23 protein-coding genes are annotated in these 15,742 nt (G+C 57.8%); 12 read left to right on the top strand and 11 right to left on the bottom strand.

What is annotated here, in order from left to right; translation table 11 throughout:
• The first annotated feature begins 52 nt into the window (after positions 1–52).
• Entirely contained in the window at positions 53–232 is a 180-nt protein-coding gene (locus tag AC1DZ8_RS23340; protein WP_477309475.1) for a hypothetical protein, read from the top strand.
• A gap of 754 nt (positions 233–986) precedes the next feature.
• On the opposite strand, the gene AC1DZ8_RS23335 is transcribed toward AC1DZ8_RS23340, so the two are convergent.
• The 7 genes from AC1DZ8_RS23335 to AC1DZ8_RS23305 all read right to left on the bottom strand — a co-directional run bounded on the left by AC1DZ8_RS23335 (position 987) and on the right by AC1DZ8_RS23305 (position 5,469).
• Positions 987–1,292, bottom strand: coding sequence for a hypothetical protein (locus AC1DZ8_RS23335; RefSeq protein ID WP_477309474.1), 306 nt, complete (start codon positions 1,290–1,292; stop codon positions 987–989).
• Positions 1,293–2,129: 837 nt separating this feature from the next.
• Entirely contained in the window at positions 2,130–2,417 is a 288-nt protein-coding gene (locus AC1DZ8_RS23330) for a DUF982 domain-containing protein (protein ID WP_477309473.1), read from the bottom strand.
• A 10-nt stretch (positions 2,418–2,427) separates the two neighbouring features.
• Positions 2,428–2,730, bottom strand: a complete 303-nt coding sequence (locus tag AC1DZ8_RS23325; RefSeq protein WP_477309472.1) for a DUF982 domain-containing protein — start codon at positions 2,728–2,730, stop codon at positions 2,428–2,430.
• Positions 2,731–2,908: 178 nt separating this feature from the next.
• Entirely contained in the window at positions 2,909–3,373 is a 465-nt protein-coding gene (locus AC1DZ8_RS23320) for an Hsp20 family protein (RefSeq protein WP_477373356.1), read from the bottom strand.
• A gap of 1,404 nt (positions 3,374–4,777) precedes the next feature.
• The gene (locus AC1DZ8_RS23315) at positions 4,778–4,966 is read right to left on the bottom strand and encodes a hypothetical protein (RefSeq protein WP_477309470.1); all 189 of its coding nucleotides are present in this window, start codon (positions 4,964–4,966) and stop codon (positions 4,778–4,780) included.
• A 114-nt stretch (positions 4,967–5,080) separates the two neighbouring features.
• Positions 5,081–5,251 carry a hypothetical protein gene (locus AC1DZ8_RS23310; RefSeq protein ID WP_477309469.1) on the bottom strand — a complete coding sequence of 57 codons (171 nt, stop codon included), beginning with the start codon at positions 5,249–5,251 and terminating at the stop codon, positions 5,081–5,083.
• 23 nt (positions 5,252–5,274) lie between these two features.
• A complete protein-coding gene (locus AC1DZ8_RS23305; protein WP_477309468.1) occupies positions 5,275–5,469 on the bottom strand; it encodes a DUF3606 domain-containing protein in 195 nt (64 codons plus the stop codon).
• Positions 5,470–5,913: 444 nt separating this feature from the next.
• Between AC1DZ8_RS23305 and AC1DZ8_RS23300 the strand changes: the two genes are divergently transcribed.
• From AC1DZ8_RS23300 to AC1DZ8_RS23275, 6 genes are all read left to right on the top strand, one after another.
• Complete coding sequence (locus AC1DZ8_RS23300) at positions 5,914–6,519, top strand: cell envelope biogenesis protein TolA (protein WP_477309467.1); 606 nt, start codon at positions 5,914–5,916, stop codon at positions 6,517–6,519.
• 193 nt (positions 6,520–6,712) lie between these two features.
• Complete coding sequence (locus tag AC1DZ8_RS23295; protein ID WP_477309466.1) at positions 6,713–6,907, top strand: hypothetical protein; 195 nt, start codon at positions 6,713–6,715, stop codon at positions 6,905–6,907.
• A 99-nt stretch (positions 6,908–7,006) separates the two neighbouring features.
• Positions 7,007–7,327: a hypothetical protein gene (locus AC1DZ8_RS23290; RefSeq protein ID WP_477309465.1), complete on the top strand. Its 321-nt coding sequence runs from the start codon at positions 7,007–7,009 to the stop codon at positions 7,325–7,327.
• A 65-nt stretch (positions 7,328–7,392) separates the two neighbouring features.
• A complete protein-coding gene (locus tag AC1DZ8_RS23285; RefSeq protein WP_477309464.1) occupies positions 7,393–7,575 on the top strand; it encodes a hypothetical protein in 183 nt (60 codons plus the stop codon).
• A 2,475-nt stretch (positions 7,576–10,050) separates the two neighbouring features.
• Complete coding sequence (locus tag AC1DZ8_RS23280) at positions 10,051–10,314, top strand: hypothetical protein (RefSeq protein ID WP_477309463.1); 264 nt, start codon at positions 10,051–10,053, stop codon at positions 10,312–10,314.
• Positions 10,315–10,604: 290 nt separating this feature from the next.
• Entirely contained in the window at positions 10,605–11,528 is a 924-nt protein-coding gene (locus AC1DZ8_RS23275; protein WP_477309462.1) for an ATP-dependent DNA ligase, read from the top strand.
• Here AC1DZ8_RS23275 and AC1DZ8_RS23270 read toward each other — a convergent pair.
• Complete coding sequence (locus AC1DZ8_RS23270) at positions 11,520–11,762, bottom strand: hypothetical protein (RefSeq protein ID WP_477309461.1); 243 nt, start codon at positions 11,760–11,762, stop codon at positions 11,520–11,522. The genes AC1DZ8_RS23275 and AC1DZ8_RS23270 overlap by 9 nt on opposite strands.
• Positions 11,763–11,916: 154 nt before the next feature.
• Here AC1DZ8_RS23270 and AC1DZ8_RS23265 point away from each other — a divergent pair, with 154 nt between their 5' ends.
• The 5 genes from AC1DZ8_RS23265 (at position 11,917) to AC1DZ8_RS23245 (ending at position 13,863) form a co-directional block, all read left to right on the top strand.
• The gene (locus AC1DZ8_RS23265) at positions 11,917–12,150 is read left to right on the top strand and encodes a hypothetical protein (protein ID WP_477309460.1); all 234 of its coding nucleotides are present in this window, start codon (positions 11,917–11,919) and stop codon (positions 12,148–12,150) included.
• Between the two features lie 223 nt (positions 12,151–12,373).
• Positions 12,374–12,556: a hypothetical protein gene (locus tag AC1DZ8_RS23260; protein WP_477309459.1), complete on the top strand. Its 183-nt coding sequence runs from the start codon at positions 12,374–12,376 to the stop codon at positions 12,554–12,556.
• Positions 12,557–12,858: 302 nt separating this feature from the next.
• Positions 12,859–13,221, top strand: a complete 363-nt coding sequence (locus AC1DZ8_RS23255; RefSeq protein ID WP_477309458.1) for an ArsR/SmtB family transcription factor — start codon at positions 12,859–12,861, stop codon at positions 13,219–13,221.
• Positions 13,222–13,309: 88 nt separating this feature from the next.
• Positions 13,310–13,639 (top strand): low affinity iron permease family protein, encoded by a 330-nt coding sequence (locus AC1DZ8_RS23250; protein WP_477309457.1) that lies wholly within the window; start codon positions 13,310–13,312, stop codon positions 13,637–13,639.
• Positions 13,636–13,863 carry a DUF768 domain-containing protein gene (locus AC1DZ8_RS23245; RefSeq protein ID WP_477309456.1) on the top strand — a complete coding sequence of 76 codons (228 nt, stop codon included), beginning with the start codon at positions 13,636–13,638 and terminating at the stop codon, positions 13,861–13,863. Before AC1DZ8_RS23250 ends, AC1DZ8_RS23245 begins: the two co-directional genes overlap by 4 nt.
• Positions 13,864–14,438: 575 nt before the next feature.
• Here the strand turns inward: AC1DZ8_RS23245 and AC1DZ8_RS23240 are convergent.
• From AC1DZ8_RS23240 to AC1DZ8_RS23230, 3 genes are all read right to left on the bottom strand, one after another.
• Positions 14,439–14,681 (bottom strand): hypothetical protein, encoded by a 243-nt coding sequence (locus AC1DZ8_RS23240; RefSeq protein WP_477309455.1) that lies wholly within the window; start codon positions 14,679–14,681, stop codon positions 14,439–14,441.
• A gap of 261 nt (positions 14,682–14,942) precedes the next feature.
• The gene (locus tag AC1DZ8_RS23235; RefSeq protein WP_477309454.1) at positions 14,943–15,368 is read right to left on the bottom strand and encodes a Ros/MucR family transcriptional regulator; all 426 of its coding nucleotides are present in this window, start codon (positions 15,366–15,368) and stop codon (positions 14,943–14,945) included.
• A 227-nt stretch (positions 15,369–15,595) separates the two neighbouring features.
• On the bottom strand, positions 15,596–15,742 hold a 147-nt coding region (locus AC1DZ8_RS23230; protein ID WP_477401748.1), incomplete at its 5' end, for a DUF1236 domain-containing protein.

Raw genomic sequence — 15,742 nt, 5'->3', positions numbered from 1 at the left:
GTGCGGGCATTGCAACATCAGACGGTTCTACAAACCGAAGGAGTTGTGCGAGGTGATCGGCAACGTCTCTATCGACAAAGTGCGGGCGAAGGTCCGCTGCGAAAAATGCGGGCGCAACGAATCCATGAACGCGGAGCTTTTCCACCCGGTCGGGCAAGAGGTTGTGACGATCCGCTTTCGGCGACTTGTTGAGATCCGATGGGAGAGGCGTGTCATCTGGAAGGATGAGTGAGAGGGCTGGCAGTTGCGCGCATTCGTACGCGTCCACCGAATGTGACATTAGCGCAACCTGATTGCGCGAACGCACACCCGAACGGAACAGTCGCTTGACGATCGAGGCCGACAGCGCCAGCGTCTTGCCGTCCGGGGGTAAGCGGCGCACGGCTCGTCGAGAGCTAGTAAAATGCGGGGGCCTTCTCGACGAGCCTGCCTCGGACCTGGCGCTCGCTAAGGACATCGGCGGCTGAAACGCCGTTAGGCTGTTAACCCAGATACGCGAACAGCGATGGCCTCAAGCCCGCCACTGTAAATTCGCCTCAAGACGCCTTGCGCTGTTTCCGCTCTCTGTGACGTACAGCCCTTCAGATCGCCGCCGCCCAGTCTCGCCGGCATGTCAATGACCCGGTCCCAAACGCCCCACGTTCCATTGGATTCGATGTGACAGTAAAATCTGTGTTGATGTTGTTCCATACTAGGGAACTTGCAAACCGCGTTTTCGCTGCTTGGCATCGCTGAAGGTAGTTAACCTGCCAAGCGCAACCGTAAACGCCCGGTCGCGCGACTTTCCTCAATGCTACGAAAGAGGCAGATATTCTCAGGGATGGTACGGAGTACACGCGAATGGCTCTCGCGTCATGGACGCGTTCCTTCTTCGCACGGGTGAGGACGCGGTGCTGGTTTTTCGTCGTGCCGAGCAACGCGTCGCCCGGCGCAATGGCGCGTCAGGATCAACGCGGTGCGGCGGCAAAGCAGCATGGCAATCGCCGTCATGGGATGCGGCCAACCGGCTCGTCACAGCGGTAGAGTGGGCAGCGGCCATCACGGGTCTGGACATAGGCCGACATCGGCACCTGCGGCCAGTCGCACTCGGTACCGAACTGTCTGACATAGCGGTCATAGGTGTTCGGGCCGGTGGTCAGCACCACGGCGTGGCGGCTCTGGATCATCTGTTGAAGCTCTCCGCAACTCATCTTGCGCGTGTCCGGCCTGGCGTTAGCTAGGCCGGTCGCGGCAAACATGATCGCTGCCGCCATCGAAATAATTCGGTGCTTGGAAATTCGGTGCGTGGACATGGGCGTCACCCTCGAAGTGATAGGTCATGCGAAACTCGCATCCCGGCACGCGGTTCGGCAACAACCGGCTGGCTACATTTTTGCGGCGCAAAGCGATTGTATATTCGACAGACCCGGCGGATCGTCTCAGAGGATATTGGGTCTTCTGAGATGCTGGCGGACGGGTGGCCTAGGTTCGCTTTTCGTCACGTCCATAGCGGCAGCTAAATTCTCATCCATGGGCTTTTCGTGCAGCCATGGTGATATAGTCAACAGCTTCGGCAACAGCCCATCGGCCCGGTTTGCGGCATGGGCATGAAGCACGCGTAGCAGGGGAAACACGGCAGCGACCTCTCTTGTTAAGGTCGCCTAATGTTGCCTCAGGCTCCGGCTGCCGCCACCCGTTTCCTGCCAACAGCCGGGGCGCTACCCGGCCGTAGGTGGCCGCACCGGACCTGTGCCATTCCCTTGGATGAATTCAGCGGTGATGGTCACAATCGCAGACTTGACGGGCTTACCAATGCACCTCAGGCCCTAGGAGCCTTTGCGCAGCCGGCGACACAACCGATGATAGCTGGGCGCGCTCTGAAGGTCTCGAACTGCGTGGGTAAACAGCACCACGACAAGGAAAATCCCCACGGCAACTGCGAACCCGGTAACGATTGCCATCCAAGCGAACGTCGCTGTCGTCGAGATGTTCCGGGAGATTGGGCAAAACACGCTGCCAGCAGCGAGCCGCCTGGAGACCCATGGCTGCATACGGTCTGAACAGCTGCCGAGGCGTGAACGCTGGTTGGCGCGTCCTCTAATCCACATAACTAGGAAGGCGGCCACCGGTCATGGCAGCCGCCTCGATTTTTAGACATGGTGCGGGCTTAGCTTCCTTGAAGGTGCAGGCTCGATGCCGTCCTCCATCAGAATATCCTTTTTGCGAGCGAACGCGATGAAGACGCCTCGTGCAGTCTCGGGTTCCACATCACCAATCAGAGCGGCTTTGCAAGCGCGCATAGCAGCTCTCTGCTCCGGGCTGTTGCCACACCATTCCGCTGCGAACTGATAGGCATCTGCGACCGTGTTGAGTTGGCGGGGAAAGCCCAATCCCACCCATACCCGGACGGGCTTTTCAAAAGGCTTTGATAGCATCATGACCTCCGTTCTAGGCAGTCACGCCTCCCCCTTGACCACTTTTGCCCGTCATCCACGGCATTGTCATGGACACTTCCTCAAGGATTCTGGCTGCCTTCGCGAAACCGCTGAACGCGTCTCTGGCTGCGGACAGCGGATAGTCGCTATCGAAAGCTCGCTGGCAGGCGCGCAATGCGGTTTGGTGGATGGGGCCGCGCCTGTCCTTCGGCCATTCATAGAGGAATTCCAGAGCGTCCTCGAGACACGCGATTTCCTGGACAAGATTGTTGCCTCTTTTGACGAACACGGCGCTGTCGAACATCCGATCGTTCATATGATCCTCCAAATCAAACGAACCATTGAGTTTTATGGTTTGCGCGGTCCCGGCCAACTGCGCGCATGCGATAGACGCGCGCCAATAGGTTGCTGCGAAGTGATCATCTCCGTTGCTCCGCGATGGGAGCCTCCCAGCCGAGGCCGGGAGGCGGACCGCAGTTCAAAGTGACACAGGATTACGCGGCTTTACGCGCGCGGTCCGGGTCTTGCGTGATCTGAGTGGCGACCGTCGGCGTGTCACCCATGCCGATGCTGATGCGGCGCGGCTTCAGCTCTTCGGGAATCTCACGGACAATGTCGATCGTGAGGAGACCATTCTCAAGATTGGCTGCCTTGATCTTCATGTGGTCGGCCAACCTGAACGATTGCCTGAAGCTGCGGTAGGCGAGGCCCTGATGGAGCAGCTGGCGCCCGCTCTGGTCATCGGCTTTCTGACCAACCACGACTATTTCGGGACCATGCTGGGTTAACTCGACCTCGTCCCGGCTGAAGCCGGCGATGGCCATGGCGATGCGGTAATCGTTCTCGCCGACCTTCTCGATGTTGTAGGGAGGCCAGTCCGGGCGCGTGCCGCTGTCGAGCATGTCGAAAAGGCGGTCGAAACCGACGGTGGTCCGATAGAGGGTATCAAAGGTTCTCATAGCCACATCCTCCTTGAAGCAACATGGGTACAAGGGCGCCGCCCCACGCGGCGCCGCCATTTTTGCCGAGCCTTATGGCCTTGGCGGAAATCGAATTAGGAATCGTCCCAAATGAGTTCAAGAGCATCTCGAAATTTTTTTGGCGGCCACACTTTGGCATCGAGGGAAACCGCACTCTGAGGTTCTCTCCCGACCGACATCTTCAACGTTCGTGACATGCGCTGGCTCCGCACCAGTTGCCCCGCTGCCGCCTGACGGTGGCGGGCCTTTTCGTTGTGTTAGCGGAACAGCATATAAGGCCATCGGTTGATTACGCAGCAGCACTGCTGCTGGCCAAGGTCCGCAAGACTTGGCCGGGCCCGCGTCCTGCCTTGGTCGCGGGCCCGCATCGAAGGCTGCGCGCTGTCACAGGTGGCGCAGGCGAACCGCAGCAGCAAAGGTCTGACTCGTGCACGCATTGGGCCCGGAGGAGCAACAAACCCTTGTCAGCTGAGTTAGCGGTCCAAAGGAGAGATCAGCCCAGATGCCCATCTCAGAAGAACTGCGTGACGTGTATCTTAAATTCGAATGCCCTTATTGCTTTGTTCCAGTCGTCCATAAGGGCTCCTGGTTTAAAGTAATCTCCAATTTCAAATGTGCCGGATGTGCCGAGAATGTTCGGATCGGCTACGGGGACAAGCTCGTCTTTTTTGAACAGCATCAGCAGAGGCGAAACGGGATCGCCAAGGCCGCGCGGTAAGCTCCCGGTTCCTCGAAGGATTGCGACGGCCGTAAGGGACTGATTGACCCAAGCTTCAGCTATTCGTCGACGAGAATTGCACCTTCGTCGGCCTTTGATGAAAGCTCTCGCTAGCTCGCTCGAAAGCGGGTTTTTTGTGCATGGCCGGAACGTCCCGTACCAATACTGCTGTGTCTCACCCGGCACGTGCTCCCTCAGCGTTTGCCGGTGACCAAGATGAATACATCATGGTCGGCCGCCCGCCTTGCCCGAACGCGCGGGCGATCCAGTTTTCACGCCCGTTGGCTTCGATCCGAGGGCTTGAGCGGACACGACTACCCAAACTGGCCCGCTGCCACCTCCGTGTAGATTATTTGTGTGCTCCAGGAACCGCACGAGGACCGCGAAGCTAATGAGACCGCGGACCGAATCCTTCGCATCGGCATCCACTGTTTTGCGCATATTGGGAGTTGCAATGCCTATTTCAGATGACATGCGAGACGAGAATTTGGAATTCGAATGCCCAAACTGCAGGCTGTCTGATCGTTAAGAAGGGCTCTTGGCTAAAGTTATTTCCGCTTTTACCTGCAGCCAATGCGAGACAAGGGTGCGGATTGGTTACCCTGCCAAAGTTGCGCTTTTCGAACGAAAGAAGAAGAGTTCTGATCGGGCCGTCTGATGGAGGGTCAGTCCAATGGCGTCGGTCCGCCTGGGAACTCGTGTTCATTTTCTCGCTCGTCCATGACCCTGATCCAGTGGGGCTCGGCGATTTCGCGCTCGGCCTTCCGCGCCGCGCGTTCGGGGCTGGAAGCCTCAACAATGCGCCATGAACTAACTGTATCTCGATACATTTCGTCGACTAAGTATTTCGTCATTTCCTCTCTCCCGCCAAGTCTCCCGCCAAGTCGATAGCGACGTTAACTCTTGGCCAGGTAGCGACGTTAACTCTTGGCCAGGTCAAAAGTTCCTCTTGCAAAGAGTGGCCGCCATCACAGGCTGAAGGCGTACTCGAAAATGTGGCGGCGTTTTTCGTCCGCGACACGAATCCAGACCGCTTCATTTGTGCGCAAGGTGATGCCGCGTTCGGTTGCCTCCTGCGCTGCCCTTAAAGGGGTTTTCGCATTGACAACGTGGGTAGCGGTGACGGAGTCGCCGTCCATTTCCTCGACATGATATCTCGGCACTATCGAGCGCTCTTCCGCAGCGCCAACGCTGCCCGCTCAAACGTCTCGCGGTAATTTCCGTGTATCACGATCAGATCCTTCACCTGCAGAGGCGTGAGACCGACCTTTTTTGCGAAATACCCGACTTCATAGTCCTCGCTGGACGATACGCGGTCGCGGTCGCGGAAATCTCGCTTGCCCTTGTCATCAGCCATGTCGGTACCTCCCGTGATCAGCCGCAACGCCAAAGACGCGAGTTTTGTTTCCGCGAACCTGCAATTTCCACTTATGGAGCTATTTTAGCTCTATCTAATTAAATCACCGGGTGCGGGTTGGTGTATGTGTTTGAAGTTCATCGAGCCTTTGTCGAGTGCGCATATTCACCCGTAAGCCAGAGAAGGCTGATTAGCGTTGTGACCCGCGCACCAAGCCAACTGTCTAGGCGGCATAGGGCCGAGTAAGGGCTCTGGCCGTTTCCGCAGCCTATCCCGTCAAGAAGTGCGGAACACCATTGGAGGCCTGCATTCGAGAAGGGCAAGATGTGATAGCGCCCCTCGTGACCGCACCCGGGCTAGGAACGAATCCGCTCTTTACTCCCAAGCGCAAAGCTCCATCTACAGCTCGATCCAAGAGGTTGCGCATGTAAGTGTCCCTATCGGATGGCTAAGAAACTCAAAGTGTATCAAACCTCTATCGGCTTCTTCGACCTTGCCGTCGCCGCACCATCGATGAAGGCTGCCGCAGAAGCATGGGGATCGGACCCCGACATCTTCAAACGCGGATTCGCGAAACAGACGGAAGATCCCAAGGTGGTTGAAGCAGCGACAGCCATGCCGGGCGTGGTGCTGCGGCGACCGGTCGGATCGCGCGAGAACTTCACTCAAAAGGCTGCGCTTCCGAGAGCACCCGACGTGGGTCAGCGACCTCCGCAGAATCGTGTGCAACGACCGCACGTTAGCAAGAAAGCCGACACGAGATCCGCAGAGAAAGCGGAACTGAATGCGGCTGCGGCTCTCGAAAAGGAAAAAAAACGTGAGGCCCTCGATCGCGCAAAAGCAGAGGCGGAGAGCGAGCGTGCCAAGAGGCAACGCGAGAGGGTGATTGAAAAGGCCAACGCCATTTTCGAACGGGCTCGTAGCCGCCATGAGAGCACCATGAACTCCATCAGGCATCGACGGGAGGAGCTGGACAAAGAGGAAGCTGACGAGGACGAAAGATGGGTGCGCGAGCAGCAGGTGCACGACGCCTCGTTGAATGAAGCATAGGCGTAGGCTGCAAGCAACGGCGGCGTCCGACCGACCGCATATCAGTTGGCGTCGGCGCAATTGGCCGGCGAGGCAAATTTGCATAATGCCGCCTCACGGTAACCAGTCATCGCTTGCGTTGCGCAGCAGGAACTAAAGCGCCCGACGGGGGTTGGTATATCGAAGGGACCTCGAACCATAAGGATTTGGAACGATGGTCGAAATCTATGACTTTGAAGCGGCCAAAGCCAAGCTCCGCGTGAAGCGTGCGGAGCGTTCCCTTGATCATGCTTCGGACGACGATGCGGGCGTTTGCCTCAGCCTTGCGACGCTCTGTAGTCCGATCGGATCCGATCAGTTGCGCCTTAAGGATGATCCGAAGGTGATGCTCGTTCGCCCACAAAACTGACTTACCACGAACGTCGACCTTGCCACCGCAAGGAGGAACAAAAGCCCGGCAGCGATGTTTTCCCAGCGAAGGGCACTTTAAATCTTTGGAGAACCGAACATGAAAACCACCCTGATTCTGGGCGCGTTGGCGCTTTGCCTGGCAGCGCCTACGGTGGCTTCGGCGGCCTCGGCCGACGTGGTCATCACCACCAACCAGCACCGTTATCACCGCCATCACCACAAGTCCGCAATCGTCATCAACGAGGACGGCCAGCGCCTGCACTATCGCAAGCACGGCACTCAGACTTTCTATGACAACGGCAAACGCCATTGGCATGGCAAGCGCTGGCACCGGAGACACCACCGCTCTGACGTCGTCGTCATCAAGCGCGATGATCGCCCAATGCACCGCCATCGTCACGTCATCATCCAGAACTGATTTCCGTCCATTGCAGGCCCGGCTCTGAGAATGGGCCGGGTCGACTGGGCACAGGAGTCTAGACCATGACCCCGACCTTTCCTCTCAACCCTGAAATCGCCAGGAGCGGGCCAATATATCGCCAGGCACGCCTCGCATTGCTGGAGCACGAACTCATGCGCAGCTTCGAGGACACCGACGCCGCGGCGCAGACGGTCGCGCGAGCGCTGGCAGAGCTGACTAACGCGACTGCGCCCTCACGGCACTAGTTGCGACGCGCTCTGCGATGGTCACCTCAAATGGGTATTCAGGCAACTCCTGCCCGTCTGGCCCGTGAAAAAGAGCACCGATTTGGATGTGCACCCAGTTGAGGGAGCAATCGCCAATCCGCGACCTCATAGGCGCTTCTCTAATATGTGCGCCCATGGGCCGCGACTGATTTGCCAGGTGGCCTGGAACATCTCGAAACATCCGAACTTGTACTATTGCACTGATCATTCAGTGCGTCCCCGGCCCACTTGCCCGCTGGGACAATCCCGGCGGGCCTTTTGGTCCTGGATGAGAAGCCCACTGTCGGCTCCCAGACCGCGGGCTTTGTTGTTATCTAAGGGAACTACAAAAAGCCCGCGAAGTTAGTTTAGCGCAGCGGTATGGGTCCCGCTGCCGGCTGCTCCCCTAAGACAGTCGGGCCCGCGCTGCCCTCACGGCGCGGGCCGCCGCAAGTCAAAATTGTCAGTGGCCCGGAACATCTCGACAGGTCCAGAATTTTAATGCCGCACTGTTCCCCATTCGGTGCATCATGAGAGCCTTGCCCGCCGGTCCAAACCGGCGGGCTTTTTTGTTTGCCTCCAGGAACTGCCTAAATGCAGCGAAGTTGGTTTAGTGCAGCGGTGCGACGTCAAACTCCTCCCGCTGCCGGCCGGTCCCGCAACACGGTCGGGCCCGCGCTTCCATCGCCAGAGGTGCGGGCCGCCACTGGTCAAATTCTCGGGGGGATGTTCCGGTTGAGATCAAGCTGTTCCGGCCGCGCCGATCCGGCGACTAGTATGCATGATTAGGCCCGTCGGTTCGCGCCCGCGGGCTTTTTTGCGAATGGCCGGAACTTCCTTCCAGGGAGGCTGTTATGCCGTTTCCCAGCCCGTTCTTTCAGCGGTCCGTGCTGGGGAGCCCGCGCCGCCTACGCCCTAGGTGAGCGCGGGCATTTCATTTGAATGCCCCGCAACCAAACCTTCCGCCGCTCATTGACAATTTGCCGGGCCAGGCCCCCGGCGCACTCCAGAAGACTTGCCCGCCCGTTTCCGTATTCGGGCGGGCCTTTTCGCGCTTGCTTATTTAGCGTGGCTTAATGCTCCATTTACCAAGCACGCGCATCCTTTTGTGGCGCGGCAGTGTTCCAGTACCGCGCTGCTCAGGCAACAACTCGTGCTCGCTGGACCCCTGAGAGCGACGAGAGCGAGGTTGCAACCGACATCTTCAACGTTCGTTGAACTCGCGCCGGTTTGATCCGGCTACTCCAGACCGATTGCCCGCTGGTTTAAACCGGCGGGCTTTTTTGTTTCCCTTATGGACCTGCGTAAGTGCCACGAAGTTAGCTGGGGGCAGCGCATCTCCTCCCGCTGCCGACTGGTCCCGCAAGACAATCGGGCCCGCGCACCTTTCGATAAGCGGCGCGGGCCGCTCTGCGACTGACGAGCGGACAGCGCGTCCTTCATTTGCCGTTGAACGGTTGAAAATTCAAATGAGCTGCTTCGGTTTCTGACTAAAGCCACGTCGGGTCACGGACGTAGCGCTAAATTGTGGATTTTCCAATCTGGGGCATTTCGCAAAAGACTATCAGCAAGCCTTTGGCGAACTGGTTGGCCCAGGCCGGACACTTCAACTAGTGAAACTGGAAATCGTCGCCCCTCCGGCGTCTGGTCATCGGACCGGCATCCGGTGGCTAAAGCATGTTCCGCGGAACATAATAGACCTGCTCACCTTACTCTCTTATGAGCACACGCGGCACCAACTTCCTTCACAAATGGGCTTTCCAGCAACGTACCCGAAACGGCCGCGCCGACATCATCTCCGTTGCCGAGCTACGCAACAGTTGTTTGCCTACGTCAAAGCGATCGGCCTCAGCAGCGTCGAGATCGAGGAAGACACCAGGCAGTGTCTATGAAACTATCCTCAACGCAATCGTGCATCACAATGCTTGGCTGATTAAAGCCATGCCCTGCAATCCATGACCAGTGTCTGGGTCGCTTTCTGTTGCGTAGGGATCGTGGTGGTACTGGTGGTGGCGTGGTCGATGAAGTTATAGGACTCTAGGCCCCTCTTAGAGCGCCCGGCGACGCAGTGGGCGACCCTAGCTTTGTGTTTCTCCCGCGTGGATGCGCCGGCAATGCGAGGTGCAATTTTGACGGAACATTAGATGCGCCTAATAGTTGGTGCCTGCGGCAGTTGACGTTCACCCGTCACCTTGTCGAAGATCGGGAAAATGCACCACCCGGTCGGCCCGCGCTCTCCGGCATGAGGCGCGGGCTTTTCCGGGAGCAGCCGGCGCCAATGTCAAGATGAGCGAAAGCTAATAGGCCGCGACAGGTCGGCATGTAGATGGATGGGATGCGATATATAGAGGAAATGTCTCGCCATCTGTAGCGCTACCCATTACTCGGTACTTTGCCCATTCTCCCCGAGGGATTAGCCCGGGGCTGTCCTACGGCCAGCAGCCCGGATACGCGGACGGAATGAACGCAGGCTGAATGCGATCGACAGATCCCGCTCCTGACATCACTACCAAGGGTGCGGCGGCAAATGCGGCCAAAAAGAACGTGGTCATCACGTTCAGGAACGCAGACAAAGCGAAGATGCTTACGCCGTCATTAGAGCCTGCAAATTCCATGATGCTTTTCCCCTTACCCTTTCAAACCCACGACATCATGATCCTGCTTCAGCAGGAATTCAAGCAGTTGCTAAAATATGCCAGCCTCACAGCTGAGGGTTCGACTGCCAGCGCCTTGCTGTGATCTGAACCAGCGTCGCATTGCGAATTTCCCTTTCCATCAAGTGCCTGCGACTGGCAAAGCGCACTGTTAAGCACTTGTCGTAACTGTTGATTCAAGCATTGCTGGTATTAGGAGGGTGGGAGCGGCTCCGACAGGCTTGGGTAGGGTTTTGCCGGAGCCGCCTGCGCAGCCGGTAGGGTGAGAATTGACCGCGCCGTCCTATTTTGGGACAGCGCGGTCAATTATTCGTTAAGATGTTGGGGAACTAATTAAGCGCACGCTAATTGAATCGCCTGGGTGTGGGCTGGTTCATGCGTTTGAAGTTTGTCGAGCCTCTTTTGCCGACCTTGGTGGAGAAGCCTCCCGAGGGCGAAGACTGGATTCACGAAGTCAAATTCGACGGCTATCGATCGCAGATCATCATCGACCACGATGTGCGTATCTTCACCCGCAACGGCCATGACTGGACCGCGAAATACCGGGACCTGGCCGGAGCGGCGAAACGGCTCGGTGTCGAGAGCGCAATCATCGACGGCGAGATTGTCGTGCTCAACGAAGCCGGCCTTTCGGACTATCAGGCGTTGCGTAAGGCTATCACTCGGCGGCAGCACGACCTCTATTTCGTGGCGTTCGACCTGCTCCATCTCAATGGGCACGATCTGCGGGATATGTATCTCGAAGACCGGCGCGATATCCTGGAAGGGTTGATCCTGCCTGATGACCGCATCCAGTTCAGCCAAGTGCTGCCTGGAGACGCCAAAGCCATCTTCCATTTGATTGACGAAGCCGGCATCGAGGGCATGGTATCGAAGCGGCGCGATAGTAAATACCGGAGCGGCCGGTCGACTGCCTGGCTGAAGATCAAGAGCTACATGGTGGAAGAATACGACCTCCTCGGCGTCGAGCGAGAGCCGGGCAAACCAGCCTTCGCGCTGATGGCCGATCGGAAGACGGGGCAGTACGTCGGGTCGGCCTTCATCAACGCGCGTGGCGCAATCCGAGACCGCCTATGGAATCGCGTTCAGGAGCACGCTGGGCCGGCGCCAAAGGGGATGAAGCGGCCGGCGACGCAATGGGTCAAGCCAGGACTGATCGGCCGCGTGAAGCACTTACGCGGCGAGGAGGACTTGCGCCATGCTTCACTCCAGGACTTTCGAGAGGCAACGGGGGAGGACAGCCGTGCCAATCAGACGAAGGGTGGCAGAGATCCGGACGGTAAATCGCCTTCATCGTGAAATCACGATGAACGCCAAAAACGCCAAGGGTGAAAGTGTAAAAAAGATCGCCATTCCGACAACGGTGGCATTGGCAAGACGTTCTGCTCGCCTGCAAATCTCGTCCGTATTCAGTTCATCAGGTATGAGCATGCTGATCGAAAAGTCGTCGCATGCAAGGTCGGCATTGTTATCATTTGCGGGGAGGCCATCCGCATTGTCTGGCTGCGGCTTGCTCGTCGTGATTGCTGTCATTGAGTGCTGTCTTTCGAAGAATGGTCGAATGGAAACCCCTGCTCGACGATCGTTATCAATGCGAGAGCCCTTACAAGGTTCCGCCTATGCGTCATGTGAGCCAGGCCAAGTTCTTAAGCGGCGAGCCAACCAAGGCTGAGTGGAGGAGCAGTAAATGCCGGTAGCAAAGAAAGATCAGGAACGACTAACTTATGCGTGGATGTACGGCGTGCAGGCGCAGAAGGATGGCAAAGAGCGTATGGTGCCGCCGTATTGGGTAGAGCACGCCGATGCGTGGCTGCAGGGCTATGACGGGATCCCCTTGGCCGGCATGGGGAAGACGAAAGCAATCAGCGACACGATGGAAGCAGAGGTCGATGAAGCGGCCGTTGATCCCTCTGCGCAATGAGCACGCGCGGCCTGAAGTTTCTCGATAAGTGGGCGCTCAAGCAACTACCCATCGTGGCGCGGGGAGAGCCCCTCGACGCCAGCGACTTGAAAGACCAGTTGATGGGGGCTGGTGGCCGCCGTAGCGCGGCTTACCTAGGGGAATCGAATAGATATTAGAAATCGCTTGAAAGTCCGATTTCAGCGGACCTATAAAACGCTTTCCCATTGCGAAGGCAGCGGCGATGGATAGGGTTCATGTTTCATCTCTCGACTTCGAGGTGCTGCACAGCGCCTTCAAAAAATCCGTCATCGAAGAGAGTATCCCCGAGCAGCGCTGGCGAGAACACGCCGCGCTTTTGATCCGCACCTATAAAGGCAGCGATGACGTCGATCCCGAGTTGCTGGACTGGATGGTACGGAAGTAGCGCTACCCAATCGAAGGCGAAATGGAGCCATCTATCGGAATGTCCTATGATTCGCGCAGTGGGCAAGAAGGCAAAGCAGGGGCGTGAAGAACCAACCGACCGCGAGCGGTTGGCCGAAGCTGACTTCTACGCCCGCAGATGCGGCCTGACTCGTGATGAAGCCTTGAAGCTTTTCAAAGAGGCCAGTCCGTTAAAGACCGGCTCTCCTGGGGCAGGTAAAAGCAAGAGGCGTTAGGTCTTGTAGGTACGACGCCACGCTGCTAGCCCATGGTCCCCTATGGCTAGCCCCTTAGTCTGATTCGATGATTTCAAAGAGACTTGCCGACAACGGCAAAACTGCCGCCGAGTTTCTCGAATTGATGGGGAACCCAAAACGGCTCCTCATCATGAACCACCTGGTCGCTGGCGAATTGTCGGTCGGTGTCCTTGCCAACAAAGTTAAGCTCAGCCAATCGTCTCTCTCGCAGCATCTTGCCAAGCTTCGCGCCTTCGGCCTCGTAGACACCCGTCGCGACGGTCAAACGATTTACTACTTCTGCTCGTCCGGCGCAGCGCGCGAATTGCTAGCCTTGCTGGATGGCTTCCTGGCGATAGGAATACCGCTCAAGGGCTCGGGTCCGCACTATGTTGCGAACAGGCTCCGCCATTGGCGAGTAACAGGCTGAGAAGCACCAGCCTGTCCGCGCGGAGCTATCGGTCACAGAATCGTTAAACCGTTTCGGAACTAATTAAGTGCGCGCTAATTGACGAGCAATGAACCGTATTCTCTTCCTTGCGGCCGACTTCCTTTCTCGACCACCCGGCTTTTACGTGATGATCGTGGCCATGGTGATTTGCACAGCGCTGGTCCCATTCGGTCTCACAAATGCTGTCACCTATGCCCTCTCCGTGGCGGCTATCGTCATTACTGGCGTCGTCCTCATCCAAGGCTATCGTGACACTGCCGCGATCCATGCCAAGCTTGACGAGATCATTGTCGCGCTCAAGGAAACCAGGAACGATGTCGTCGGGCTTGAACATGGGGACCCTGAGGAGATTAAGGCGAAGCTCCGTGAGTTGGAAGAAGAGGCTGGCATTAGGTGAGCACACGCGGCACCAACTTCCTTCACAAATGGCTTTCCGGCAACGTCCCCGAAACGGTCGGCGCCGACGTCCTCTCCGTTGCGGAGCTTACGCAAAGGCTATTTGCCGACGCCAAAGCGATCGGTATAAGCAGCGTTGAGATCGAGGAAGACACCGGCAGTGTCTATGAAACTATCCTGGACGCGATCGTCCATCGGGACGGCGGCTTGGCGACCTGGCCGTGACCCGGAGAAAATGTTTCACGGGGCCGACACATAGCTGTGGCATGGCTTTCGGTGCAGTCCGGTCTCGACATCCCCCGGACGGCTCCCCTTTAGGCTCGGCAGAAGCTCGGGCCGTTTTTTGGGCTTAGCGCTTGTAATTGGGTGAACTTAGCGACGGCAGGCCGCGTCCCCAAACCAAGCCTAGCGCAACCTACCGTCCTCCAACGTACGCGTCGTCCAAGCAAATAGTTGCAGTGGAAAAATGGCCGGCGTCGTGAGTTGGGGACTCGGGTGGGTTGGCGCCGGCCGGGCGGGTTGGGGTTCCACCGTTTAGAAGTATAAGCGGGGCAGTGGCGGCGAGTATGGTGCGATCACGTGAGGTAAGCCGAGCTCGTCAAATCAGGAGGCAACCACCAAGAAGCACCACTAAAAAAGGTGCAATAGCTTTGCGGCTCGCGCACCAAAGCCGATGATTGCTCGGCCATCGTTGGTGGCAAAGTCCCAACAACAGAAAGCTATCCAGCCAAAGAGCAGAAGGGAAAAGCGCATGCGCCAACCCTAAATTAGACGCGTTGAATAAAGGTAAAGGGTCAGCGCTAGCCACCCGTAGGCGGCCGCGCCGGCCCTGTCAGGTTCCATTGAATGAACGGCGCCCTTTTGCCGGTGATTGTCGCGATCGACTTCAGCAGCGGCTCATGGATCTCACGAAGCGCCCGGTAGTGCTCGCAGTGGTACGCCAGGAGCGGCCGGACGATGCTCTTGTGCAGCGCCTCCGCGGCGACGAGAAAGCGCTCGATCTCATCCTGCGATAGGTGGTTGGAAGGTTTGGTTCTGGCCATGGTAGCGAACTCCGTTGGAGGGGATCGCCGCAACAGGAATATAATCCTACATGCCGGGTTTAATGGCAAGATGGCTTCATCGCGGAGTAGCTAAAATTCTCGGCACCTAATTAAGGCAACGCTCATGACACCTGCATGCTCCACGCTGTGATGGCTAGGGCGGCCCCCTTAGCCGTTCTCAGCCCGGCCCGTTGCCGTGGCTCTCACTAAGCTGGCAGCGGGCTTTCTTTGTCCCTAGAGTTTGAAGCCTTCGCCTTCGGCTTAACTGATGCCTTCTTTGCCGGGGCCACCCTTGCCCAGTCCTGCGGCCTTCGCCAGTGCAGAGCGGGTCGCGGAGTACTTTGGCGCTGTCGTGGGGTAGCTGCTGGGCAGATCCCATTTGGCGCGGTACTCGTCTGGGGTAAGGTTGTGCGAACTCCACAAGTGCCGCCTCAAAGATTTAAACTTTTTTCCGTCCTCGAGACAGTAAATGAAATTCGGCGTCACTGAGCGCTTAGGTTCGACGGCTGGCTCCCTCGGCGCGGTCGGCGGCGCGTTCTGGCCACCCAGGCCCGACAATGAAGCGTGCACAGATGCAATCAGTTCGGGCAGGCTAGCTGCCGGCAGGGGGTTGTTGCTCACGTAGGCGGAGACAACATCCGCCGTTAGTTCGGCTAATTCAACTGCGTGGTCGTGGGTGTCCGTCATTCGTTGGCCCCTGTTATGACGCCCGGATATTAGGCCGAGCTAAGGTACACAACCAGAGTCCCGACACGGAGTTCCACCGATTTTTGGCGGAAGACGATGGACGGCGCTGCAACTCGCGGCTGGCGGCGTTGTCAGTCTCGAAATTATTGCAGCCGGCACTACCTACAAATCGAGATTCGAAATCTGCAGCCCGCCGCCGCAACTGGCGGCGGGCCACAGCCGTTCGGTCAGTCGTAGACCTTGATGATTTTCCGGGTGCCCGGATCAACCAGGACCGTGCGGTTGTCGACCACAACGTACCGATACTTGACGTTCGGGACCTCATGAAGTTCCACCGTGTCAGGCAGAGCCGTCCCGATATTGAGTTCGACGCC

The organism is Mesorhizobium sp. P2_F7 (assembly GCF_056403695.1).
This window is presented reverse-complemented; position numbering and strand designations above follow the sequence as displayed.

Bases quoted from the DNA above. Each gene is read 5' to 3' on its own strand.
- AC1DZ8_RS23300 (WP_477309467.1), top strand. From the start codon at position 5,914: ATGGCTAAGAAACTCAAAGTGTATCAAACCTCTATCGGCTTCTTCGAC.
- AC1DZ8_RS23235 (WP_477309454.1), bottom strand. From the start codon at position 15,368: ATGACGGACACCCACGACCACGCAGTTGAATTAGCCGAACTAACGGCG.
- AC1DZ8_RS23330 (WP_477309473.1), bottom strand. From the start codon at position 2,417: ATGATGCTATCAAAGCCTTTTGAAAAGCCCGTCCGGGTATGGGTGGGA.
- AC1DZ8_RS23295 (WP_477309466.1), top strand. From the start codon at position 6,713: ATGGTCGAAATCTATGACTTTGAAGCGGCCAAAGCCAAGCTCCGCGTG.
- AC1DZ8_RS23265 (WP_477309460.1), top strand. From the start codon at position 11,917: ATGCCGGTAGCAAAGAAAGATCAGGAACGACTAACTTATGCGTGGATG.
- AC1DZ8_RS23290 (WP_477309465.1), top strand. From the start codon at position 7,007: ATGAAAACCACCCTGATTCTGGGCGCGTTGGCGCTTTGCCTGGCAGCG.
- AC1DZ8_RS23285 (WP_477309464.1), top strand. From the start codon at position 7,393: ATGACCCCGACCTTTCCTCTCAACCCTGAAATCGCCAGGAGCGGGCCA.
- AC1DZ8_RS23270 (WP_477309461.1), bottom strand. From the start codon at position 11,762: ATGACAGCAATCACGACGAGCAAGCCGCAGCCAGACAATGCGGATGGC.
- AC1DZ8_RS23320 (WP_477373356.1), bottom strand. From the start codon at position 3,373: ATGAGAACCTTTGATACCCTCTATCGGACCACCGTCGGTTTCGACCGC.
- AC1DZ8_RS23280 (WP_477309463.1), top strand. From the start codon at position 10,051: ATGCGATCGACAGATCCCGCTCCTGACATCACTACCAAGGGTGCGGCG.
- AC1DZ8_RS23275 (WP_477309462.1), top strand. From the start codon at position 10,605: ATGCGTTTGAAGTTTGTCGAGCCTCTTTTGCCGACCTTGGTGGAGAAG.
- AC1DZ8_RS23255 (WP_477309458.1), top strand. From the start codon at position 12,859: ATGATTTCAAAGAGACTTGCCGACAACGGCAAAACTGCCGCCGAGTTT.
- AC1DZ8_RS23305 (WP_477309468.1), bottom strand. From the start codon at position 5,469: ATGGCTGATGACAAGGGCAAGCGAGATTTCCGCGACCGCGACCGCGTA.
- AC1DZ8_RS23335 (WP_477309474.1), bottom strand. From the start codon at position 1,292: ATGTCCACGCACCGAATTTCCAAGCACCGAATTATTTCGATGGCGGCA.
- AC1DZ8_RS23240 (WP_477309455.1), bottom strand. From the start codon at position 14,681: ATGGCCAGAACCAAACCTTCCAACCACCTATCGCAGGATGAGATCGAG.
- AC1DZ8_RS23310 (WP_477309469.1), bottom strand. From the start codon at position 5,251: ATGGACGGCGACTCCGTCACCGCTACCCACGTTGTCAATGCGAAAACC.
- AC1DZ8_RS23250 (WP_477309457.1), top strand. From the start codon at position 13,310: ATGAACCGTATTCTCTTCCTTGCGGCCGACTTCCTTTCTCGACCACCC.
- AC1DZ8_RS23315 (WP_477309470.1), bottom strand. From the start codon at position 4,966: ATGACGAAATACTTAGTCGACGAAATGTATCGAGATACAGTTAGTTCA.
- AC1DZ8_RS23260 (WP_477309459.1), top strand. From the start codon at position 12,374: ATGGATAGGGTTCATGTTTCATCTCTCGACTTCGAGGTGCTGCACAGC.
- AC1DZ8_RS23325 (WP_477309472.1), bottom strand. From the start codon at position 2,730: ATGAACGATCGGATGTTCGACAGCGCCGTGTTCGTCAAAAGAGGCAAC.